The 19,282-nt window shown below is 67.4% G+C and carries 20 protein-coding genes and 1 pseudogene; 11 read left to right on the forward strand and 10 right to left on the reverse strand.

The window, feature by feature from the left end; translation table 11 throughout:
- Nucleotides 1-22: 22 nt before the first annotated feature.
- A complete protein-coding gene (locus tag B8W69_RS09345) occupies nt 23-904 on the reverse strand; it encodes an HpcH/HpaI aldolase/citrate lyase family protein (RefSeq protein WP_085289553.1) in 882 nt (293 codons plus the stop codon).
- A gap of 183 nt (nt 905-1,087) precedes the next feature.
- Here B8W69_RS09345 and B8W69_RS09350 point away from each other — a divergent pair, with 183 nt between their 5' ends.
- A complete protein-coding gene (locus B8W69_RS09350; RefSeq protein ID WP_085289554.1) occupies nt 1,088-2,011 on the forward strand; it encodes a class I SAM-dependent methyltransferase in 924 nt (307 codons plus the stop codon).
- Between the two features lie 40 nt (nt 2,012-2,051).
- On the opposite strand, the gene zwf is transcribed toward B8W69_RS09350, so the two are convergent.
- Entirely contained in the window at nt 2,052-3,551 is a 1,500-nt protein-coding gene (zwf, locus tag B8W69_RS09355; RefSeq protein WP_085289555.1) for a glucose-6-phosphate dehydrogenase, read from the reverse strand.
- Nucleotides 3,552-3,686: 135 nt separating this feature from the next.
- Here zwf and B8W69_RS09360 point away from each other — a divergent pair, with 135 nt between their 5' ends.
- A complete protein-coding gene (locus B8W69_RS09360) occupies nt 3,687-3,869 on the forward strand; it encodes a hypothetical protein (RefSeq protein WP_085289556.1) in 183 nt (60 codons plus the stop codon).
- A gap of 31 nt (nt 3,870-3,900) precedes the next feature.
- On the opposite strand, the gene B8W69_RS09365 is transcribed toward B8W69_RS09360, so the two are convergent.
- The 4 genes and pseudogenes from B8W69_RS09365 to hrpA all read right to left on the reverse strand — a co-directional run bounded on the left by B8W69_RS09365 (nt 3,901) and on the right by hrpA (nt 9,603).
- Nucleotides 3,901-4,878, reverse strand: coding sequence for a DUF1444 domain-containing protein (locus B8W69_RS09365; RefSeq protein ID WP_085289557.1), 978 nt, complete (start codon nt 4,876-4,878; stop codon nt 3,901-3,903).
- Between the two features lie 82 nt (nt 4,879-4,960).
- On the reverse strand, nt 4,961-5,332 hold the full coding sequence (locus tag B8W69_RS31300) for an aromatic-ring hydroxylase C-terminal domain-containing protein (protein WP_500684396.1): 372 nt from the start codon (nt 5,330-5,332) through the stop codon (nt 4,961-4,963).
- Nucleotides 5,333-5,357: 25 nt separating this feature from the next.
- Nucleotides 5,358-5,504: pseudogene (locus tag B8W69_RS32210) on the reverse strand (FAD-dependent monooxygenase); the annotation flags it as partial.
- Nucleotides 5,505-5,694: 190 nt separating this feature from the next.
- Nucleotides 5,695-9,603: an ATP-dependent RNA helicase HrpA gene (gene hrpA, locus B8W69_RS09375; protein WP_085289723.1), complete on the reverse strand. Its 3,909-nt coding sequence runs from the start codon at nt 9,601-9,603 to the stop codon at nt 5,695-5,697.
- A 135-nt stretch (nt 9,604-9,738) separates the two neighbouring features.
- Between hrpA and B8W69_RS09380 the strand changes: the two genes are divergently transcribed.
- The 4 genes from B8W69_RS09380 (at nt 9,739) to B8W69_RS09395 (ending at nt 12,750) form a co-directional block, all read left to right on the forward strand.
- Entirely contained in the window at nt 9,739-10,761 is a 1,023-nt protein-coding gene (locus B8W69_RS09380; RefSeq protein WP_085289558.1) for a YihY/virulence factor BrkB family protein, read from the forward strand.
- A 59-nt stretch (nt 10,762-10,820) separates the two neighbouring features.
- A complete protein-coding gene (locus B8W69_RS09385) occupies nt 10,821-11,594 on the forward strand; it encodes an enoyl-CoA hydratase/isomerase family protein (protein ID WP_085289559.1) in 774 nt (257 codons plus the stop codon).
- Between the two features lie 28 nt (nt 11,595-11,622).
- Nucleotides 11,623-11,982 carry a DUF3253 domain-containing protein gene (locus B8W69_RS09390; RefSeq protein WP_245843188.1) on the forward strand — a complete coding sequence of 120 codons (360 nt, stop codon included), beginning with the start codon at nt 11,623-11,625 and terminating at the stop codon, nt 11,980-11,982.
- Between the two features lie 105 nt (nt 11,983-12,087).
- Nucleotides 12,088-12,750 (forward strand): cutinase family protein, encoded by a 663-nt coding sequence (locus B8W69_RS09395; RefSeq protein ID WP_165762581.1) that lies wholly within the window; start codon nt 12,088-12,090, stop codon nt 12,748-12,750.
- A 6-nt stretch (nt 12,751-12,756) separates the two neighbouring features.
- Here the strand turns inward: B8W69_RS09395 and B8W69_RS09400 are convergent, their stop codons facing one another.
- Entirely contained in the window at nt 12,757-12,990 is a 234-nt protein-coding gene (locus B8W69_RS09400) for a hypothetical protein (protein WP_245843189.1), read from the reverse strand.
- Between the two features lie 91 nt (nt 12,991-13,081).
- Between B8W69_RS09400 and B8W69_RS09405 the strand changes: the two genes are divergently transcribed.
- The 5 genes from B8W69_RS09405 (at nt 13,082) to B8W69_RS09430 (ending at nt 15,804) form a co-directional block, all read left to right on the forward strand.
- Nucleotides 13,082-13,630: a thioredoxin family protein gene (locus B8W69_RS09405; RefSeq protein WP_085289561.1), complete on the forward strand. Its 549-nt coding sequence runs from the start codon at nt 13,082-13,084 to the stop codon at nt 13,628-13,630.
- A 62-nt stretch (nt 13,631-13,692) separates the two neighbouring features.
- Nucleotides 13,693-14,709: a zinc-dependent alcohol dehydrogenase family protein gene (locus B8W69_RS09410; protein ID WP_085289562.1), complete on the forward strand. Its 1,017-nt coding sequence runs from the start codon at nt 13,693-13,695 to the stop codon at nt 14,707-14,709.
- 65 nt (nt 14,710-14,774) lie between these two features.
- Nucleotides 14,775-15,029 (forward strand): hypothetical protein, encoded by a 255-nt coding sequence (locus tag B8W69_RS09415; RefSeq protein WP_085289563.1) that lies wholly within the window; start codon nt 14,775-14,777, stop codon nt 15,027-15,029.
- Between the two features lie 308 nt (nt 15,030-15,337).
- Nucleotides 15,338-15,556: a DUF3072 domain-containing protein gene (locus tag B8W69_RS09425; RefSeq protein WP_085289565.1), complete on the forward strand. Its 219-nt coding sequence runs from the start codon at nt 15,338-15,340 to the stop codon at nt 15,554-15,556.
- On the forward strand, nt 15,553-15,804 hold the full coding sequence (locus B8W69_RS09430) for a hypothetical protein (protein ID WP_085289566.1): 252 nt from the start codon (nt 15,553-15,555) through the stop codon (nt 15,802-15,804). Before B8W69_RS09425 ends, B8W69_RS09430 begins: the two co-directional genes overlap by 4 nt.
- A gap of 18 nt (nt 15,805-15,822) precedes the next feature.
- Here B8W69_RS09430 and B8W69_RS09435 read toward each other — a convergent pair whose 3' ends face one another.
- The 3 genes from B8W69_RS09435 to B8W69_RS09445 all read right to left on the reverse strand — a co-directional run bounded on the left by B8W69_RS09435 (nt 15,823) and on the right by B8W69_RS09445 (nt 19,029).
- Nucleotides 15,823-16,665 carry an MOSC domain-containing protein gene (locus B8W69_RS09435; protein WP_085289725.1) on the reverse strand — a complete coding sequence of 281 codons (843 nt, stop codon included), beginning with the start codon at nt 16,663-16,665 and terminating at the stop codon, nt 15,823-15,825.
- Nucleotides 16,666-16,727: 62 nt separating this feature from the next.
- On the reverse strand, nt 16,728-17,504 hold the full coding sequence (locus B8W69_RS09440; RefSeq protein ID WP_085289567.1) for a C39 family peptidase: 777 nt from the start codon (nt 17,502-17,504) through the stop codon (nt 16,728-16,730).
- A gap of 136 nt (nt 17,505-17,640) precedes the next feature.
- Nucleotides 17,641-19,029 carry a PPE family protein, SVP subgroup gene (locus tag B8W69_RS09445; RefSeq protein ID WP_085289568.1) on the reverse strand — a complete coding sequence of 463 codons (1,389 nt, stop codon included), beginning with the start codon at nt 19,027-19,029 and terminating at the stop codon, nt 17,641-17,643.
- Nucleotides 19,030-19,282: the final 253 nt, after the last annotated feature.

Genomic DNA, 19,282 nt, shown 5'->3' on the forward strand with positions numbered 1-19,282 from the left:
CGCACCCGGCATGTCCGCTGCCCTAGGAGGCGGATTCCATCTGGCAGATCAAATCCGCGAGGGTGAGGATTCGCTGGGCGTCGCGGACGTGCAGGCTCTCGATCATGCGGCCATCGACCGTGATCACACTGGTCCCGTCCGCCTGTGCCTGCTCGTAGGCCGAGACGATCTTGCGGGCGTCCGCCAGCTCCTGATGTGACGGACCGAACAGCTCGTTGGCGGGGGCGATCTGCGACGGGTGGATCAGGGTCTTGCCGTCGAATCCCATTTCGCGGCCCTGCTGGGCCTCGGCCCGGAATGCGCCCTCGTCGGTGATGTCGTTGAACACGCCATCCAGGATCACCTTTCCGGCCGCCCTCGCCCCCAACAACGCCAGGCCGAGGGCGGCCACGGCGGGCGCGCGCCCGGGGACGTGCAGGCCGTGCAGCTCGTTGACCAGGTCGTTGGTGCCCACCACCAACCCGGCCAGGCGATCGCTGGCCGACGCGACCTCCTCGGCTCGCAGAAAGGCCCGGGGCGTTTCGATCATCACCCACAGCTGCAACGACTTCGGCGCTCCCAAGGCGTCGAGCGCCTCGGCCAGCGCTTGAACCTGTTGGGCCGTCCCGACTTTGGGCACCAGTACGCCGTCGGCCGTGGACCCGGCCACGGCGGCCAGGTCGTCCCGGTGCCATTCGGTGTCCAACCCGTTGATCCGCACCACGACCTCGCGGGGCCGGTAGCTCTCCGACGAGATCGCGTCGCACACCGTCGCCCTCGAGGCGGCCTTCGCGTCCGGTCCCACCGCATCCTCGAGGTCGAATATCAGCACGTCCGCCGCTAGCGACTTACCCTTCTCCAGCGCGCGGGGCTTGTTGCCGGGCAGGTAGAGGGCGGATCGGCGCGGGCGCAGGGTCGGTGCCATGGAGGATTCACTTTCCTGTCGTCGTGCAGCGGGACGGGAGTCAAATGCCCGCGCGACGGGTGCGTGGTGCGCGCGGCATAGCCAGAAAGTACCCTTCGGTACCGGTGGTGTAGTCGCCGGTGGTAAGCGGCCCCGAGGGCGAATTGACCGACGCGGCGGGTACATCCCGGAAGGGGAAAGCGAATGTCATCATCTGGCTCGGCGCGTACCGAGGGCGACAGCTGGGACCTGGCCTCCAGCGTGGGGGCGACCGCGACGATGGTCGCGGCCTCCCGAGCGCTGGCATCGCGCGAGCCGGATCCGCTACTCGATGACCGGTTCGCCGAGCCGTTGGTGCGGGCGGTCGGGCACCCCTTCTTCATCCGCATGCTGGACGGCCAGATCCCGCTCGACACCGACGACATGCCGATGACGCTGCAGCAGCGGCGCGAGCAGATGACGGTGCGGACCAGGTTTTTCGACGATTTCTTCGGCGTCTCCACCGCCGTCGGCATCCGGCAGGCCGTCATCTTGGCCGCCGGGCTCGACGCGCGGGCTTATCGGTTGCCGTGGCCATCCGGCACGGTGGTTTTCGAGGTCGACCAGCCTGAGGTGATCGCCTTCAAGACCGCCACGCTCGCCCAGCTCGGCGCGGAACCGACTGCCGAGCGCCGGACCGTCGCCGTTGATCTCCGCGATGATTGGCCAACGGCGCTGCGCGACAGTGGCTTTGACACCGACTCCCCCACCGCGTGGATCGCCGAAGGCCTGCTGCCCTATCTACCGCCCGATGCCCAGGACCGGCTGTTGGACAACATCACAGCGCTCAGCGCGCCGGGCAGCCGGCTGGCCACCGAGAACATCACCGACATGCGCGTCTTCACCGACGAACGGGCCCGGGCGATGCGCAGCACCTGGCGGCAGCACGGACTGGACATCGATGTCGCCGAGCTGATTTGGCTCGGGGAGCGCCGCCCCGCCGCCGAGCACCTGGGGGCCATCGGCTGGAACGTTTCGCGTCACCCCACCGAACAGGTGTATGCCGACTACGGATTCGTGCTGCCGGACAACGAAATCCTCCAGCAATTCCGTCACGCAATCAGCTACCTCAGTGCCGAATTGCCCTGAGCCCGAATTGCCCTGAGCCCGAGGAGTGACGGCGCTTCGGCTAAGGCCGGGCTTCGCGCCACTCCCGCTCGAACGGCAGCCGCCACGCATTGGGCGCGATCAATTGGTGAATGGCATTCGGGCCCCACGTGCCCGGTTGATACAACTTGGCCGGCGGCGGATCGGTGAGCAGATCTTCCGAACGCTCCCACAATGATTCGATGCCTTCCGCGGTGTTGAACAGCGTGTGGTCGCCCCGCATCGCATCGAGAATCAGTCGTTCGTAGGCCTCCAGCACGTCCGCGACCGTCTCGATCTCCTGCGAAGAAAACTGCATGGACAGCTTGTCCAGCTTCATGCCCGGGCCGGGCCGCTTGCCATAGAAGGACAGCGAAACCTTCGAGTTGTCGGCGAGATCGAACGTCAGGTGATCGGGCCCCTGGGTACCCACCCCGGAGCCGGGCGGGAACATGGTTCGCGGGGCCTCCTTAAACGCGATGGAGATCACGCGGATGCCCTCCGCCATCTTCTTGCCGGTGCGCAGGTAGATGGGCACCCCGGCCCATCGCCAGTTGTCGATGCCGACCTTGAGGGCGATGAACGTCTCGGTGTCGGAATCCTTTGCCACGCCGTCCTCGTCGCGGTATCCGTTGTACTGCCCGCGAACCACATTGGCGGGTTTGACCGGCAGCATCGACCGGAAGACCTTGTTCTTTTCCTCGCTGATGGCGAACGGTTCCAGCGCCGTCGGCGGTTCCATCACCACGAACGCCATCACCTGGAACAGGTGGGTCACCACCATGTCCTTGTAGGCGCCGGTCTCTTCGTAGAAATTCGCCCGCTGGTCCAGCCCCATGGCCTCGGGAATGTCGATCTGAATATGGTCGATGAAGTTGCGGTTCCAGATCGGCTCGAAGAGGCCGTTGGCGAAGCGGAAGGCCAGGATGTTCTGCGCGGCTTCCTTGCCCAGGAAGTGGTCGATGCGGAAAATCTGTGATTCCTCAAAGGTTTCGTGCACGAAGTCGTTCAGCGCCACCGCGCTGGCCAGGTCGGTGCCGAACGGCTTTTCCATCACCACCCGTGAGCGTTCGACGAGCTTGGCGTCGCTCAGCATGGTGATGACGGCGCGCGCCGCCTTTGGCGGCACCGACAGGTAATGCAGTCGCCGGACGTTGGATCCCAGGTTGTCTTCAGCCTGCGCCACCGTCTCGGCCAGCGCCTCGGGTCCGGCGCTCTGCGGGACGTAGGTGACGATGTTGGCGAAGTTCGACCACTGTTCGGGCGTGAGTTTGTGCGTGCCGAAGGAATCGATCGCCTCCTTGGCGAGATCGCGGAATTCGTCTTGACTCAGGTCTTCCAGCGACGTAGCGACGATCTGAATATCGGGCGCCAATTCGGACTGGTCCAGGTACGCCAGACCGGGGATAAGCTTTCGTTTCGCCAGATCGCCCGTCGCCCCGAAAAGGACGATGACGTGCGGGTCGAGCGGGTCGGAACGGTGATGACGCGGGCGGGCGTCGGCAGCGGGGTAAGCGATGGTCTGAGGTTTCTCGGTAGCCACTCTTGCGATACTTCCACCGCCGCGGCGCTGTGTCTCGTTTCGTTTGATGGCCGCCGGATCTGGTTAGCGAACGCGCGATTGGGTATTGAATAGCGGCGGGTTCCCGGCGCCGGGGCCCGTCCCCCACCAACGCCCATGGAAAGCGATATGACCAAACCCGACAAAGACCCGCTGAGCCGCGCTCAGGAGCTGGAAAACATCGTCGATCAGCTCGAGGAAAAGGTTACCGAGGAGAGCGAAGCCGAAGGCGTTCCCGGCAACCGCAGCGACCGGGAACAAGTGGCTGTCCGCGGTACGACCAGCGAGCCGCCGGACTAGCGGGTCGCCGACCTGGCTCAGGTGAATACGGTCATTCGCTTGGTACGTCGATGGCGTGCGCCTTCAGCGTCGCCAACATCTCGACCGTCGGCCATTCATCGGCCCGGTAGCGGACCGGATTGATTCCCGCGACGGGAAGGATTCCCACCGCATCGACCACCGTCGGAAACGGCACGGTGAACTTGTCGGACACATTCGACGGGTCACCGACCAGGAACGTCACGTAATCGGTCTGCGGTAGCTCCCACGGGATCCCCTGCCCCCACACCGCATTGGTGCGCCGACCCCAGGCCGTCTCGATCATCTGCGCTTCGCCGACGTACTGCGGGAACAGCTCGCGCTCGTAGTGCTCCCGCAAGAATTCGGCCTGGTGGTTGTATTCCTTTGTGGCCAACAGGGTTCGGGCCCTCAACGCCAACCCGCGCAGGGGGTGTGGGCCGGCCTGATCGAACGACGCGATGATGCTGCCCACGACGGTGTAGCCCTGCGGCGAGATGGGTTGCTCGGCGTCGAGGTACATCTGCTCTGCGACCTCGAAGAGGTCCGCGGCGTTGTCGGGCGCGTCGGTGCCCAGCAGCAGCACGCCATCGCCCGGGAAGAACACCAGTGGGCGGTGGCCGCCGGCCACCGCCAGTGCACCCAGCCAGCCGGTGGCCAGGATCATGGAATCGATGTAGGTGCCGCCGTCCGCGTCTTTCAGCAGGTACTTCTCGCCCGGCTGAAAGGCCTGCTGACGCGCGGAAAGGTTGTCCCTGGCCACCGCGAACGCCTGATCACCGGTGATGCCCCAAGCTTCCGTTTCCGCCGGCGACACGATGGCCCGCACGGTGGGGAGGTCAACGACCACCATCTCGTTGATGAAGGGGAACACCGGGCGGACCCAGGGCTTGGCCCCGGTGTTGACCAAGCTGTTGACGTAGCTCTGCGGGCGCAGCACCGGCCGGAGCAAGGGTTGGGCCTCGGCCCAATCCATGGGCGGAGTCGGCTGTTGCTCGGTTGGCATGTCCACGGTCGGTCTTCCTGCTCTTGAACAGCGAACACACACCTTTGCACCCTGCGACGGCCGACACAAGTCAACCTTCTTGGTTGCCTCACGTCGCGGCGGCCGGCCCGAACCACATGGCGAGGGAGTCGCGTAGCGCCGGGTCGGTGCCGGCGCCCGCCCAGGCGACGTGTCCGTCCGGCCGGACCAATACCGCGGGCGGCACGCTCACGGCGCCGAGCACCGGAAGCACGCACCGGTCAACATGTTTCGCGTCGACCGTCGGAACCCGGGCCGCCCAGGGCGAGACGTCGATGCGGCCGGTCTCGCCGAAATTGAGCAGCACCGGGCGGGCGTCCCGCAGCAGGTCGAACACGCGCAGCGATCCGTCGGTGGTGACCAGGTCCAGGTCGGGCATGCGGCGTCCCACCAGCGGGTGTCCTTCGCCCAGGTCGTAATGGATGTCCAGGCCGGACATCATCGCGGCGAAGCAGGTGCGGGGACAAAAACCGATCGGCGATGCCACGCTGATCTAGGACTTCGATGGTGCGGGAGTGCAGACCGCCGGCCCGAGCTCCGATCAGGTCCTGGCTGGTGCGCCGCTCCACAACCGCGACGTCGATCCCCTCCAAAGCCAATTCGCCCGCCAGCATCAACCCGGTCGGGCCGCCGCCGGCGATGATCACCGCGTGCTCGGTATCGTCGTTCTCCAATACCCCCGAAACATCCACTTCGCCACTCCGATTCGCCTGAATTCCGGTCGAGGACAGCGATTTGCATCATCACCCGGGTCTTGCGGCAAGCCCCGGTATGCGCTATAGGTTGAAGCTGGCGGGGAAGTAATCACCAACGGTCGCGGACCGCGTCGATCGCGCGGTAGATCCGCTGCTCGCTGACCGGGCGAGGCGTGCCGAGTTGCTGGGCCCACAGGCTCACCCTGAGTTCCTCGATCTGCCGGGCGATATCGCGAACCTCGTCGGCCGCCCTCGCCGGCTGCGGCAGCTCATGCACCAGCTCGTCGAAGGCACCCTGCACGGCGTGCACCCGTTGCATGCGCTCCCGATCGGCCTGGGCGGCGCGAGGCAGCCCGTCCACGCGGCGACGGATCCCGAGCAGGTAGCGGGTGAGGTCGGCGAGCTGCGCGGCCCCGGTGGCGGTGACGAAACCGGCCGGCAACAGCCGATTCAGCTGCTCGCGGATGTCCGCGATCGCGTCGGTATGCGCGGGCGGCGGGCTGGCGGGCACCAGGAGTTGCACCTCCTGAGCGGCGGCCAGTACCTTCTCGACACGGCCCACGATGTCGACGGTGGTGGGCAGCAGGGACTTTCCCGCTCGCTGTTGCAGCGCGACGAACTCCGCGCGCGTCCACACCGGCGCCGACACGAGCGCGTCGGTCGCGGCATCGGCGCAGTCGTCCAGCAGCGCGGGCAGGTCACCATCCGGGTTGGTGCCGAGAGCGAGCCGGGTCCGTGGATCGAGTTGCCGCGCAATGGCTTTGACCGGTGAAGGGACGCTGAGCCGCACCAACCGCCGGATGCCGGGTCCCATCGCCTGGCCCTGCTCGGCCGATATGGCGAACACGCGAAGGTCGACGGCGCCGCCCGCGTCGACGAACGCGGGGAAGCCCCGCAAGATGCGTCCGTCAATCGTGCGTTCGACAACGCGCGGCAGATCGCCGAGGTCCTCGGGCCAGCCGCGCAATCCGGTCCGCTCCAGCTCGCCGGCGACCGCATGCGCGACGGCCTGCCGGGCCGGCGCCGTGAGCCGCTCCTGCAGCGTCCGCAGATCCTTGCCGCGGGCCACCTCGGTACCGTCTCCGGACTCCACCGCGAACGTCACCCGCAGGTGCGAGGGCAGCTTGTTCAGGTCGAAGGCCTCGATCGGCACCAAAACCCCGGTGCGACGCCGTAATTCGCGTTGCAACGCCGGCAGCAGCGGCTCGGCGGCCGGATCGATTGCCGCCAGCACCGCACGGGCCGTGTCGGGGGCGGGAACGAAGTTGCGGCGCAAGTCTTTCGGCAGCGAGCGGATGAGCGCGGTCACCAGTTCTCCGCGCAGCGCCGGCACCTGCCAGGCGAACTCGTCGCCACCCAAGCGCGCCAGCACGTCCATCGGCACGTGCACGGTGACGCCGTCGTCAGCGGCGCCGGGCTCGAACCGGTAGGTCAACGGCAATGCAACATCGCCGGTGCGCCACGTGCTCGGCCGGTCCGCGTCGGCGGCCTCGTCGGTGCGCAGCAGATCGGTGCGAGTGAACGTCAGCAGGTCCGGTGTCTTGTGCCGCTGCTTCTTCCACCAGGCGTCGAAGTGCCGCGCGGAGACGACGTCGGCGGGGATGCGGGCGTCGTAGAGCGCATACACGTCGTCGTCGCCGACCAGCAGGTCGCGGCGGCGGGCCCGTTCCTCCAGTTCCTCGAGCTCGGCCCGCAGCCGCGCGTTGTCCGCGAAGAAGTGATGGCGGGTGTGCCACTGTCTCTCGACCAGCGCGTGCCGGATGAACAACTCGCGCGCCACCACCGGCTCGATGCGCGCGTATCCGACGCGGCGCCGCGCGGCCAGCGGCAGTCCGTACAACGTCACCCGCTCGTAGGCCATCACCTCGCCGCGTTTGGCGTCCCAATGCGGCTCGCTGTAGGTGCGCTGCACCAGATCGCCGGCGACCCGCTCCACGACCTCGGGCTGGATGCGGGCGGCGGTGCGCCCGTACAGGCGGCTGGTCTCGACCAGCTCCGCCACGACGACCCAGCGCGGCGGCCGTTTGGTGAGCGCCGAGCCGGGCGCCAGCACGAAGTGCGAGTTGCGGGCCCCCAGGTATTCGCGGGTGTCCTCGCGGCGCATGCCCACATGCGACAACAACCCCGCCAGCAGCGCCGCGTGCACCCGCGCCTGGTCGGCCGGCTCCTCGGATGCGGCGTCTTCGACGATGCCCAGGTCGCGGGCGATGCTGCGCAGCTGCCCGACCAGATCCTGCCATTCGCGGATGCGTAGATAATGCAGGAACTCCGAGCGGCACATCCGGCGAAACGCATTGCCGGATAATGACTTCCGCTGCTCACGAAGATAGCGCCAGAGGTTGAGGTAGGACATGAAGTCGGAGTGCTCGTCGGCGAAACGGGCGTGCTTTGCGCGGGCCGCCTCCTCGCGGTCGCTCGGGCGTTCCCGTGGGTCCGGGATCGTCAGCGCCGAGGCCAGCACCAGCATCTCGCGAACGCACCCCTCGGTCTGTGCCTGCAGAATCATCCGGCCCAGCCTCGGATCGACGGGCAGTCGCGCGAGTCGGCGGCCGAGATCGGTGATGGCGCCGTGCTGGTCGAACGCGCCGAGTTCGGCCAGCAGTTGCACGCCGTCGCGGACGCTGCGCCGGTCCGGTGGATCGAGGAAGGGAAACTCCTCGATGTCGCCGAGCTGCAGGGCCGCCATCTGCAGCAGCACGGCGGCGAGGTTCGTCCGCAGTATCTCGGGTTCGGTGTAGCGCGGCCGCGCCGCGAAGTCCCGCTCGGAGTAGAGCCGGATGCACACGCCGGGCGCGACCCGGCCGCAACGGCCGGCCCGCTGCGCGGCCGACGCCTGCGAGATGGGCTCGATCGGCAGCCGCTGCACCTTCAAACGCCGGCTGTAACGCGAAATCCGGGCATTGCCCGGGTCGATGACATAGCGGATCCCCGGCACGGTCAACGATGTTTCGGCGACATTGGTCGCCAGCACGACGCGGCGCCCGGTATGCGGCGCGAACACCTTCTGCTGCTCGGCGGTGGGTAGGCGCGCGTACAGCGGGAGCACCTCGGTGTGTTTGAGTCCACTCAAAGCCTCTGCGGTATCACGGATTTCGCGCTCTCCGGAGAGAAAGACCAGGATGTCCCCCGGCGGCTCGGCCTCGAGTTCGCCGATCGCGTCGACGATCGCCTCGACCTCGTCGCGGGTCTCGGTACGCACGATCTCGTGGTCCGGGTCGTCCGGATCGTCATCGGAGGCCGAAGGCACGGCAACCTCCAGCGGCCGGTAGCGCACCTCGACCGGATACGTCCGGCCGGACACCTCGATGATCGGCGCGTTCTCGAAGTGCGCCGCGAAGCGCTGCGGCTCGATCGTCGCCGAGGTGATGATCACCTTCAGATCGGGTCGGCGAGGCAGCAACTCACGCAGGTAACCGAGCAGAAAGTCGATGTTGAGGCTGCGCTCGTGCGCCTCGTCGAGGATCAGCGTGTCGTAGCGCAGCAGGCGGCGGTCGCGCTGGATCTCGGCGAGCAGAATGCCGTCGGTCATCAGCTTGATCAGCGTGCGATCGCTGACCTGGTCGGTGAAGCGCACGGTGTAGCCGACGGTGTCGCCGAGCGGGCTGCCCAGCTCGTCGGCGATGCGCTGGGCGACGGTGCGGGCGGCCAGCCGGCGGGGCTGGGTGTGGCCGATGGTTCCGCGGATGCCGCGGCCGGCCTCGAGACAGATCTTGGGCAGCTGGGTGGTCTTCCCCGACCCGGTCTCCCCCGCGATCACCAGCACCTGATGCTTCCGGATGGCAGCGGCGATCTCCTGCCGCCGGTCGCTGATCGGCAGGTCGGGGTAGGTGATGGCGGGGACGGCGGCTTGACGGGCGGCGACGACCGTGTGCGCCGCGGCGACTTGTTCGGCGAGCTGTCGCAGCTTCTCGGGCGACGCGCCGCGGAGGTTCTTCAGGCGCCGGCCGAGCCGGGCCGCGTCGCGCAAGGTCAGGCCGTCGAGCTGGTTGCGCAACTGCGCTGCAGACGGTTCGGCCACCCCGCACAGGATAGGCACTCGCGCGCCCGCATCCCCAACGCGTCGACTGACCGGCTGGGTTGATGGCCGCCGAATGCGGGTATCACGTGGCGAGTGCATCGAAGGGATGCCGGTTGGTGGGGGAAGTGATCGGCGATGGTCGGTTGGCTGGACGAGCTGCAGCGGCGTAATCGAGTCGTCGGCGTGATCGTCGGTGTTGTCTACAAGTACAACGACGATCAGGGCGGCTACCTGGCCGCCCTGATCACCTACTACGGGCTGGTGTCGCTGTTTCCGATGCTGCTGCTGTTGACCACCGGTCTTGGCGTGGTGCTGGCCGGCCGGCCCGATCTGCAAGCCCAGGTCCTGCACAGCACGTTGAGCCAGTTCCCGGTCCTCGGCGCACAGCTGCACCACCCCGAGGGACTCAGCGGAGGAACGGTGGGCGTGATCGTCGGCCTGCTCGGCGCGCTCTACGGCGGCCTGGGGGTGGGGCAGGCGCTGCAGAACGCGATGGACACGGTGTGGGCGGTGCCGAAGCACAAGCGCCCCAACCCGATCCGGTCCAGGCTGCGCAGCCTGATGCTGCTGTTGGTGCTCGGCTCGGCCGCCGTCGCCGCCACGTTGTTGGCCGCGGCGGGCCACGCCACCGGGTCCGTCGGCATCTTCAGCAAGATCGGTCTCGTGCTCGTTGCGGTGGCCATCAACGCGCTGATCTGCCTGGTGGCCTTCCGAGTGACGACGGCGCGGGCCCTGACGTATCGGCAGGTGTTGCCGGGAGCGGTTGCCGCAGCGTTCATTTGGCAGATGCTGCAGTGGTTCGGGGCCGGCTATGTGGCGCATACCGTGAAACGGGCCAGCGCCACCAATAGTGTGTTCGCACTAGTGTTGGGGGCGTTGGCGTTTCTGTTCCTCGCGTCGGTGGCACTGGTGATGTGCGCCGAGGTCAACGTCGTCTTGGTGGAGCGGCTCTACCCGCGCGCGCTGCTGGGCGCGTTCAGCGACGACGCGGATCTGACGCTGGCGGATCGGCGGACCTACACGAACAAGGTCAAAGCCGAACGGGTCAAAGCCTTCGAGCGGGTCCACGTGCATTTCGACGACGTCAAACGCCTTCCCTCGAAAACCGTTGGGCGCCTTGCGATATTCGATGATTTTCGTCGCTCGCGCACGCCATGAGAACGGGTTTGTTCCCGGCTTATGGCGAGGTTGTGAGCCCGGCGCAATAGTCTGCAGTCATGAGTCTGGTCACCTATGAGCTGCAAGACCACGTTGCCACCATCACCCTGAACCGCCCCGAGGCGCGCAACGCCATCAACGGCGCGCTGCGCCAGGACCTCAACGCCGCCTGGGATCGCTTCCGCGACGACCTGGACGCGTGGGTCGGGATCCTGACGGCCAACGGCAGCGTTTTCTGCGCCGGCGGCGACCTGAAGGACGGCGAAGGCTCGGTCGGCACGTTCGGCGGCACCTTCTGGGAGAAACCCACCATCAACTCGTTCGAAAGCGGCATGGAATTGTTCAAGCCGACCATCGCCGCCGTACACGGCCCGTGCATCGGCTACGGCGTGACCGGCGTGCTGTTCTGTGACTTCGTCATCGCCAGCACCGAGGCGACCTTCTGCTTTCCCGAGGTGTCCATCGGGGTGCCCACCATCGTCGGGGCCATTCGGCTCCCGCACCGGGTGGGCTGGGCCAATGCGATGGAGCTGCTGCTGACCGGCAAACCCATGAGCGCCGAGCGGGCCAAGGAAATCGGTCTGGTCTGGAAGCTGGTCGAGCCGGAGCAGCTGCAGGCCGAAGCCCAGGCCTGGGCGCGCACCCTCACCGAGGCCGCGCCGCTGGCCCAGCGGGCGACCAAAGAAGTGGCGTGGCGAACTGCCGACATGGGCTGGATCGAATCCGTGCGTTTCGGCGAGACCATGCGCAAGGTGGCCGGTGCGACCGAAGACGTCGCCGAGGGGCTGCGCGCCTGGGCCGAGAAGCGCAAACCGCAATGGCGCGGCCGGTGACGATCGGCGGCGTCAGAACGGCGGCGCCGTGGCCCTGACTGGTGGGGCGGGCGAGCGATTGCGTGCCGAACTGGGTCGTGTGCTCGACGGCGGGGGCCGCGGCGCCGACCACGCCGAGACCGCCCTCGGCGACGGCCCGATGATGCAGCGGCTCGAGTCGTCCATCCTGGCGCTGGCCGAGCATCGTGGCCCGCGGAGCAGCATCTGCCCGTCGGACGCCGCCCGCGCGGTCGGCGGCGACGATTGGCGCGAGCTGATGGACGACGCCCGGGCGGCGGCCCGGCGGCTCGCCAGGTCGGGCGACGTGGAGATCACGCGGCGCGGCGAGGCCGTCGACCCCGACGGTGACTGGGGCGGTGCGATTCGCATCCGAACCACCGGGTCGTAGGCATTGGCGTTGCGCTGCAACGTCATTCGACCGCTCGAGCGTCGGTGCCCGTCCTGGTGTCAACCGCCGGCACGGTCATGACCGACGATATGACAGGATCTCGGCATGAGTGCACGCAGATTTGCTCGCTGGGTTGGTATCGCGGTTGTGACGACGTGGGCGCTGTTGAGTGCACCCATCGGAACGCCCACCGCGGTCGCAGATGGATGCTCGGACGTATCGGTGGTCTTCGCCCGGGGCACCCACCAGGAACCCGGTCTGGGCAACATCGGTCAGGCTTTCGTCGACTCGCTCACGTCGCAGCTCGGCGGTAAGTCCGTCGACGTCTACGCGGTCAACTATCCCGCCAACGACGACTACCACAACAGCGCAAACGCCGGGGCCAACGACGCGAGCGCACACATCCAGGACGTCGTCGCAAGTTGCCCGAACTCGAAGATCGTCCTCGGCGGCTACTCCCAGGGCTCGACGGTGATCGACCTGGCCACCAACGCGATGCCGTCCTCGGTGGCCGACCACGTCGCGGCCGTCGCGCTCTTCGGCGAGCCCACCAGCCAGTTCTCCACCATGCTGTGGGGCGGCCAACCGCTGCCGACGATCAACCCGGCGTATGCCTCCAAGGTCACCAGCATTTGCGCGCCCGATGATCCGATCTGCTCCGGCGGTGGCAACATCATGGCGCATGTTTCCTACATCGACGCCGGGATGACTGCCCAGGCCGCGACGTTTGCGGCCAACAAGATCAACCAGGGTGCCCCGAGGGTCTGACACCCGTCAGTCGTTAGCCCGCTCCTCCTGGTGTTGCCGCTTCTCGGCGGCCGCCAGCTGCGCCACCCGATCCGCCTCGGCGCGTTGCTTCGCGGCCTTGCCGAGCTTGTCCTCGGCCTCCGCGACTTTGGCCGCGGAAGCCTTGGCCGCGGCCTTCTCGGCGGCCTGAGTCCGGTCCTCCACCTGGCGCTTGGCCGATTCGACCGTCTGCTTGCGCTGCCGAACGCGCGAATCACGCATGTCGCTTTGAATTAACCTGTAGCACAACATATTTCGCGTTCATGGTGCCGCGTGGTGCGCGAACGAGCCATATGGCGATACCCTGGCCGGCATGGCCATCGAGTCCACCATGCTCCCCCTCGGTACCGTCGCCCCGGCCTTCACGCTGCCCGAGCCGGCCACCGGCCGCACGCTCAGTCGCGACGATCTGACCGGCCCCGCCCTGGTCGTCACCTTCATCTGCAATCACTGCCCGTACGTGAAGCACGTCGCAGACGCGCTTGCAGCGCTCGGTCGTGACCTCGCCGAGCAAGGCGTTGCGATGGTGGGCATTTCGAGCAATGACGTGGTCACCTACCCGCAGGACGGGCCCGATCAGATGGTCGAGGAGGCCCGCAGCCATGGCTGGACGTTCCCGTACCTTTATGACGAAACCCAGGACGTCGCCCGCGCTTACTCGGCCGCCTGCACGCCCGACACCTTCGTGTTCGACGGCGAACGCCGGCTGGTCTACCGCGGCCAGCTCGACGACTCCCGGCCCAAAAACGGTCGGCCGGTCACGGGCGCGGACGTCCGCGCCGCGGTCGACGCGGTGTTGGCCGGGCAACCGGTGAATCCCGAGCAGCGTCCGTCCATCGGGTGCGGCATCAAATGGCGTTGAGGCGCGGTTAAGAACATCGATTTCGGGTACTTGGGCTCCCACTACCGCGAGAGGGAGGCGTTATGCGAGGAGCTGTTATCTACGGCGCCGGCGATGTCCGATTCGAAGACCTGCCGGAACCCGAGATCGTCACCCCCACCGACGCGATCATCCGCACCACCGCGACCTGCGTGTGCGGCTCGGATCTTTGGGATTACCGCGGCATCAACCCCGTTCCCGAGCCCAAGCCGTTCGGTCACGAGTACTGCGGTGTCGTCGAAGCCGTCGGCAGCGACGTCACCTCGGTCAAGCCCGGCCAATTCGTCATCGGATCCTTCTACGCCTCCGACGGCACCTGTCCGAATTGCCGCAACGGACTTCAGAGTTCGTGCGTAAACCGCGTGCTGATGGGCGGCTGCCAGGCGGAGTCCGTGCGCATCCCCTGGGCCGACGGCAGTCTCGTGGCACTGCCCGACCAACCCGACGAGGAACTGATCCCGGACTTACTGACCCTGTCGGACGTGATGGGCACCGGGTGGTTCGCCGCCGAAGCGGCCAGCGTCGTTCCCGGCATGACGGTGGCCGTCGTGGGTGATGGCGCGGTGGGGTTGTGCGCGGTGCTGGCCGCCCGCCAAAAGGGCGCCGAGCGGATCATCGCGATGAGCCGCCACGAGCCCCGACAGGAGCTGGCCCGTGAATTCGGCGCCACCGACATCGTCACCGAACGCGGCGATGACGGAGTGGCGGTCATCAAGGAGATGACCGAAGGCGTCGGCGCCGACGCCGTGCTGGAATGCGTGGGTACCGGCCAGGCAATGCAACAAGCCATCCAGTCCGCTCGCCCGGGCGCCTTCGTCGGGTTCGTTGGTGTCCCCCACGATGTCGCGATCACCGGCGAGCAGCTCTTCAGCACCCAGGTCGGGTTGCGCGGCGGACCCGCCCCGGTCCGGCACTTCCTGCCATCCCTGATCGAGTCGGTGCTCGACGGAAAGATCAACCCCGGCAAGGTGTTTGACCTGCGCCTTCCCCTCGAGCAGGTCGCCGAGGCCTATCGAGCCATGGATGAGCGTCGCGCCATCAAGGCCTTCCTGCAGCCGTAGGTGAGGTCGGTCACTGCGCTGCCCGGCTCGACGTCCACCGCGTCTTTTCGGCTAACGTCGACCGTATGTCCAAAGTCTCCGGCAACGACCTGATCGACGACGTCACCCCTGGCGACATCATCGCCGTGGACCGCGGCTCGGGTGAACAGCCCTACAAAGTCGTCTTCAAGGACCCCAGCGACGCGGGGTATCTCATCACCTTCGAGGCCGACGGCGGTGAGACCTTTCAGCTCGATCTGGCGGCCGGCACGCGGGTGAAGCGGTCCCTCGAGGCAAAATGGGAATCGGCACAGAGCCCGACACCCAACTTGGACGACTGAAGCCGGCATCCGCACGGGCAACCTCCCGATCCTTACCCGACGCAGATACCGGGGCTCGAGCCAGGAGGAGGTGCCGCGCCGGGCACGACGCCGCCGGCCGCGCCCCAAACCTGCGGGGTCCGAGCCACAACCGCCGATTCACCCCCAGTTCCGTGCTCACCGTCGTTGCCGTGTGCATCGTCGCCGTGGCGTTCATCGCGGTAGCGGTGCTGATGGTGATGAACATGGTCGGGGCGACCGGTTAGATGTCGAAACCGTCCGCAGCGCTTCCTGATTACGTTGGCCCAGTAGCGGGCATAGCCACATGCATGGTCGACGATGCCGCGCAGGCGCCACAGGAGAATCCGGAAAAGGACCAGTCGCAGTGGGTGACCGGCGGCGAACCCATGACCGGGCCGCAGCGCAGCTACTTGAACACGCTGGCACAAGAAGCGGGCGAAGAGATCCCGGACAACCTCACCAAGGCCCAGGCCTCCAGCCTGATCGACGAGCTGCAACAGCGCACCGGGCGGGGCGGTGGCTCATGACCATTAATTCCGAGGACGTGCGACGGCTACTCGCCAGCCCGGACGCGGACGCGACGCTGGTGGTAATCGAGGGGCGTGCCGCGGTCGTCGCGCCGGCTGATCTGGAGTCAGCCGAATATCGAGGGGCCCTGCAGATCGTGACGCGCCAGGAATTGGTGCAGCGAGTCGGACACGCGCAGTTATCCGACCGCGAGGTTATCGAGCAGGCCGAGCAACTCGACACTGCGCTGCGCAACTTGGGCGGCTGACGCGTTGCTGCGCAGCCGCTATGGCCCGATGGTGACTCGGTCACCCACGCGGATTACGCCCGGGGCCACCACCGCGAGGTAGGCCCCCGCACATGGCTGCGTGCCGTGACCGCCTGTGTTCAACCGGTTTTCGGCCGCGGGTACGCGAAGCGCCTGCGGAGCTCGTGGCAGCGGTCCGTGCTCGAGCGTGGGGACCACGCAGCGCGATGTGGCCGTCAGGACGCGCAGCCGCGCCTCCCCGATGGCGATTTCGCTGCCCACCCAGTCGTTTTCGGCATACGGCGGATAATCGGGCGGCGTCGCGATCACCAGGTTCGGGCGGTAGCGCAGCGCCTCCACGCCGATGTGTTCGAGGGTGGCCGTCGTGATCGCATGCAACGGGGCTTCGTCGGTGAACGACTCGCCCGGGGTGGCCGCGGCGATGCGCAGGATGCGGCCGTCGACCTCGGCGTCGAGACCGAGTTCCAGCAATTGCTCCGGATCGGGACGCACCAGCGTCGCGCCCTCGGGGCGTTGGGTGATCAACCGGACCCGCCGGCCGGTCAGCCGCGAGATCAGCTCGTCGACGCCCGGATCGTCGGCGGCGACGTCGGTCCCGTCGGGCAGGCTGATGCGCACACCCTGGGCACCGGCATGTGCGGTGCACGTCAGCAGATCACGCCACAGCCGCGGATTCTTCGCGCTGGCCACGTGCCCGGTCTCACCGTCGAGGAGCGCCAGCCGCCGGTCGCCCTCGGCGCCGCGCTCGTCGACGAGCAGGCGATCGAGGGCTTCGCCGAGCATCGACTTCACCGGATAGCGAAGCAACGCCTGCACCCGCATCCGTGCGGCATTCCAGACCTGGGCGGTCGAGTTGTCCATCACGCGCCTTCACTGAAGTTCCACTGCTCACTGTGCCCGAAATGGCCTGGCGTCACCAGGGTTCAGCCCGGCGCCGCGGTCACCACGATCGACTGATCGCTGGTCTGCCAGGTCGTCGTGAACGTGCTGAAGCTGACCTGTTCGTCGGCGTGGTCGACACCGGGGTCGTTGAGGTGCACGATCTCTTTGCCGGTGTCGATGCCCGTCACGACCAGGAAATGGTCAGCCTTGGTGCGCTGGTCGTCGGCGTTCAAGATGACCGAGGAGTTGACGAAGGCGATGATCTTTCGGTCCTTGGCCAGGTATTGCTCGAGGAGCGGCAGTCCGTTCTGGTCCCGGTCGGACGTGGAGCTCATCTCGGATTTGATTCCGAAGTGGTCGAGCAGGATCACCAGGTCGGACATTGAGATGCCGGCGTCCGGGCCGGAGTGGCTCGGGTCGTTGCGCGGCGCGTAGATCGGTCCGGGATTGGCCCCCGACGGCGTCGACTCCGCCAGGTCCAGCATCTGCCGTTCGGTGGGTGCGTTGCCGGTGGCCTCGCCCACCACGTCGGCGATCGACACGAGTCCGCAGTTGTCCTCGAGCGACTGCGCCACCCAGTACTTCGCCGCGGCGGCGGGGTTGCCGTACACGCCGGGTGCGGTGGTTGTCGCGGGGCCGGCTCCTGGTGTGGACGATGAATTTGTCTGTGCCGCAACGACTTTGGCCAATGAGGTGGTGGCGGTCGTTGTCGCCGGCGGTGCGCCGCCGCACCCCGAGGCGAGCGCCGCGGTGGCCAAACCGATGCATGCGCCGATCACCGCGGCGCGGGCCGCGGGGGTGGTCCGAAATGTGAGCATCAGCGAGGAAGGTCCCGTCGACGGTCGAATGGCCAGCAAACGGTAGCACCCGCACCGCACCGCTATTGTCGAATAACGCGAGAACCTGTGTGCTCGCCCGGATCGACCGACGAACGTACAGCGCCCGGGGCCCGGATCAGCTTGGCAGCAGGCGCTTTTTCTGCTCTTCGAATTCCTGCTGGGTCAAAATTCCCGCGTCGCGCAGCGAAGCCAGTTCGCGCAGCTCGGCGGCGATGCTCGTGATCGGGCCGCCCGCGGCAACCTGCGGTGGTGCCTTCGGGTCGGTCGTCGGCGGCTTCGGCGCCTCGCGCGTCGCCTTCTCGATCTCGCCGGCCCGGGACCGCTCGCGACCCAGTGCCCCCCCGGTACCGGCCATCGCGCGCCCGGCCATGCTCGCCGTGGCCATCTCGCCGAACAAACTCCCGGTTCCGCCGGGAGCGGCCGCGGCCGCTGCGGCGGCTTGGGCGCCGGCACCGGCGCCGGTGGCAGGCAGCACCAAGGCGGCCGGGCGAATCGCCGGGGCGGCCGCGGTCCAGCCCGGCGGCACCGACAAGCCTCCAACGGTGTTCGCCTGGCCCAGCCCCGCTGCCAATGTTCCGAATCCGCCCGCCGGGTTCGTGACGACCGGGAACGGCGTGGGCGGCACCGCGCCCGTGCCCGGCCAGGACTGCACCCCGGCCCAGCCGCTGACGATGTCATCGGTGTGGAAACCGGTATACGCACCCATGATGTCGTAAGGAAAGGAGACCGCCGTCAGTGGTGTGTCGATACCAAGTCCGGCCACGCCCGACGGCAAGTCGACGGTAATTGCGATCACATCGCTCAAAAAGTCCAACGTGTTCAGCGCTGACGAAGGGTCAGGGGCTGCAAGTGGCGCCGCTGACAGGTTGGTCAGCAGGTTGGGTACCGCGGACATCGATTGCTGGGCCACGGTGTTGGCCGTGTTCCCGGCGCCGGTTCCGGTGGCCTGGCTGACCGCGTCGGACTGGGCAACGTCGGAGTTGGTGGTCTGATCGGGTTGGGTGAACGGTGTCAGCCGCGTCGCCGAGGCCGTGGTACCCGCGTAGCCGAACATGGCCGCGGTGTCTCGGGCCCACATCTCGCCGTACTCCGCCTCGGTCGCGGCGATCGCCGGCGTGTTCTGGCCTAGGAAGTTGGTCGCGACGAGCGTCGCCAGCTGGATGCGGTTGGCCGTGACCACCGGGGGCGGCACCGTTTCGGCGAACGCCGTCTCGTAGGCGAAGGCCGCTGTCCTGGCCTGGTTGGCGGTTTCTTCGGCCTGGGCGCCGGCGGTCCGCATCCACTCCAAATAGGGGGTGATCGCCGCGACCATGGAGGCCGACGACGGGCCGACCCATGGACCGGAGGTCAGGGCCGTGATCTCGGCCTGATAGGAGTTCGCGGTTGTTTGCAGCGCGGCGGCCAATTCGTCCCAGGCCATCGCGGCGGCCAGCATCGGTCCCGACCCCGGACCGGCATACATCCGCGCGGAGTTAACCTCCGGCGGTAGTACCGCGAAGTCCATGCCGTTCTCCTTCGATCGCTCGAGGCAGCCAGCCCGTTGACGGCCTCGATGCGCGCCGTTTGAGAATAGCCAGCCGAGCAGCAAACAAATCGCATTCCCTCCGGTGCTGCCAGTGCCGCGAACGAAGACGGCCGAATGAGACCGTCTACTGTGCTAGTGAGTCGGCCCCACACGTTCGCAGGTGCGCCCACGTCAACGAATACAGCGAAATTGTTACCGCGGGTTAACAGTAGATTACCTGCACATCACGGCC

This window comes from Mycolicibacterium vulneris (assembly GCF_002104765.1).
Lineage (GTDB): Bacteria > Actinomycetota > Actinomycetes > Mycobacteriales > Mycobacteriaceae > Mycobacterium > Mycobacterium vulneris.

Coding starts and splice junctions, on each gene's coding strand:
- B8W69_RS09410 (WP_085289562.1), top strand. CDS start 13,693: ATGCGAGGAGCTGTTATCTACGGCGCCGGCGATGTCCGATTCGAAGAC.
- B8W69_RS09400 (WP_245843189.1), bottom strand. CDS start 12,990: ATGCGTGATTCGCGCGTTCGGCAGCGCAAGCAGACGGTCGAATCGGCC.
- B8W69_RS09385 (WP_085289559.1), top strand. CDS start 10,821: ATGAGTCTGGTCACCTATGAGCTGCAAGACCACGTTGCCACCATCACC.
- B8W69_RS09430 (WP_085289566.1), top strand. CDS start 15,553: ATGACCATTAATTCCGAGGACGTGCGACGGCTACTCGCCAGCCCGGAC.
- B8W69_RS09350 (WP_085289554.1), top strand. CDS start 1,088: ATGTCATCATCTGGCTCGGCGCGTACCGAGGGCGACAGCTGGGACCTG.
- B8W69_RS09360 (WP_085289556.1), top strand. CDS start 3,687: ATGGAAAGCGATATGACCAAACCCGACAAAGACCCGCTGAGCCGCGCT.
- B8W69_RS09345 (WP_085289553.1), bottom strand. CDS start 904: ATGGCACCGACCCTGCGCCCGCGCCGATCCGCCCTCTACCTGCCCGGC.
- B8W69_RS09380 (WP_085289558.1), top strand. CDS start 9,739: ATGGTCGGTTGGCTGGACGAGCTGCAGCGGCGTAATCGAGTCGTCGGC.
- B8W69_RS09425 (WP_085289565.1), top strand. CDS start 15,338: ATGGTCGACGATGCCGCGCAGGCGCCACAGGAGAATCCGGAAAAGGAC.
- B8W69_RS09395 (WP_165762581.1), top strand. CDS start 12,088: ATGAGTGCACGCAGATTTGCTCGCTGGGTTGGTATCGCGGTTGTGACG.
- B8W69_RS09415 (WP_085289563.1), top strand. CDS start 14,775: ATGTCCAAAGTCTCCGGCAACGACCTGATCGACGACGTCACCCCTGGC.
- B8W69_RS31300 (WP_500684396.1), bottom strand. CDS start 5,332: ATGATGTCCGGCCTGGACATCCATTACGACCTGGGCGAAGGACACCCG.
- B8W69_RS09445 (WP_085289568.1), bottom strand. CDS start 19,029: ATGGACTTCGCGGTACTACCGCCGGAGGTTAACTCCGCGCGGATGTAT.
- B8W69_RS09405 (WP_085289561.1), top strand. CDS start 13,082: ATGGCCATCGAGTCCACCATGCTCCCCCTCGGTACCGTCGCCCCGGCC.
- B8W69_RS09440 (WP_085289567.1), bottom strand. CDS start 17,504: ATGCTCACATTTCGGACCACCCCCGCGGCCCGCGCCGCGGTGATCGGC.
- B8W69_RS09435 (WP_085289725.1), bottom strand. CDS start 16,665: ATGGACAACTCGACCGCCCAGGTCTGGAATGCCGCACGGATGCGGGTG.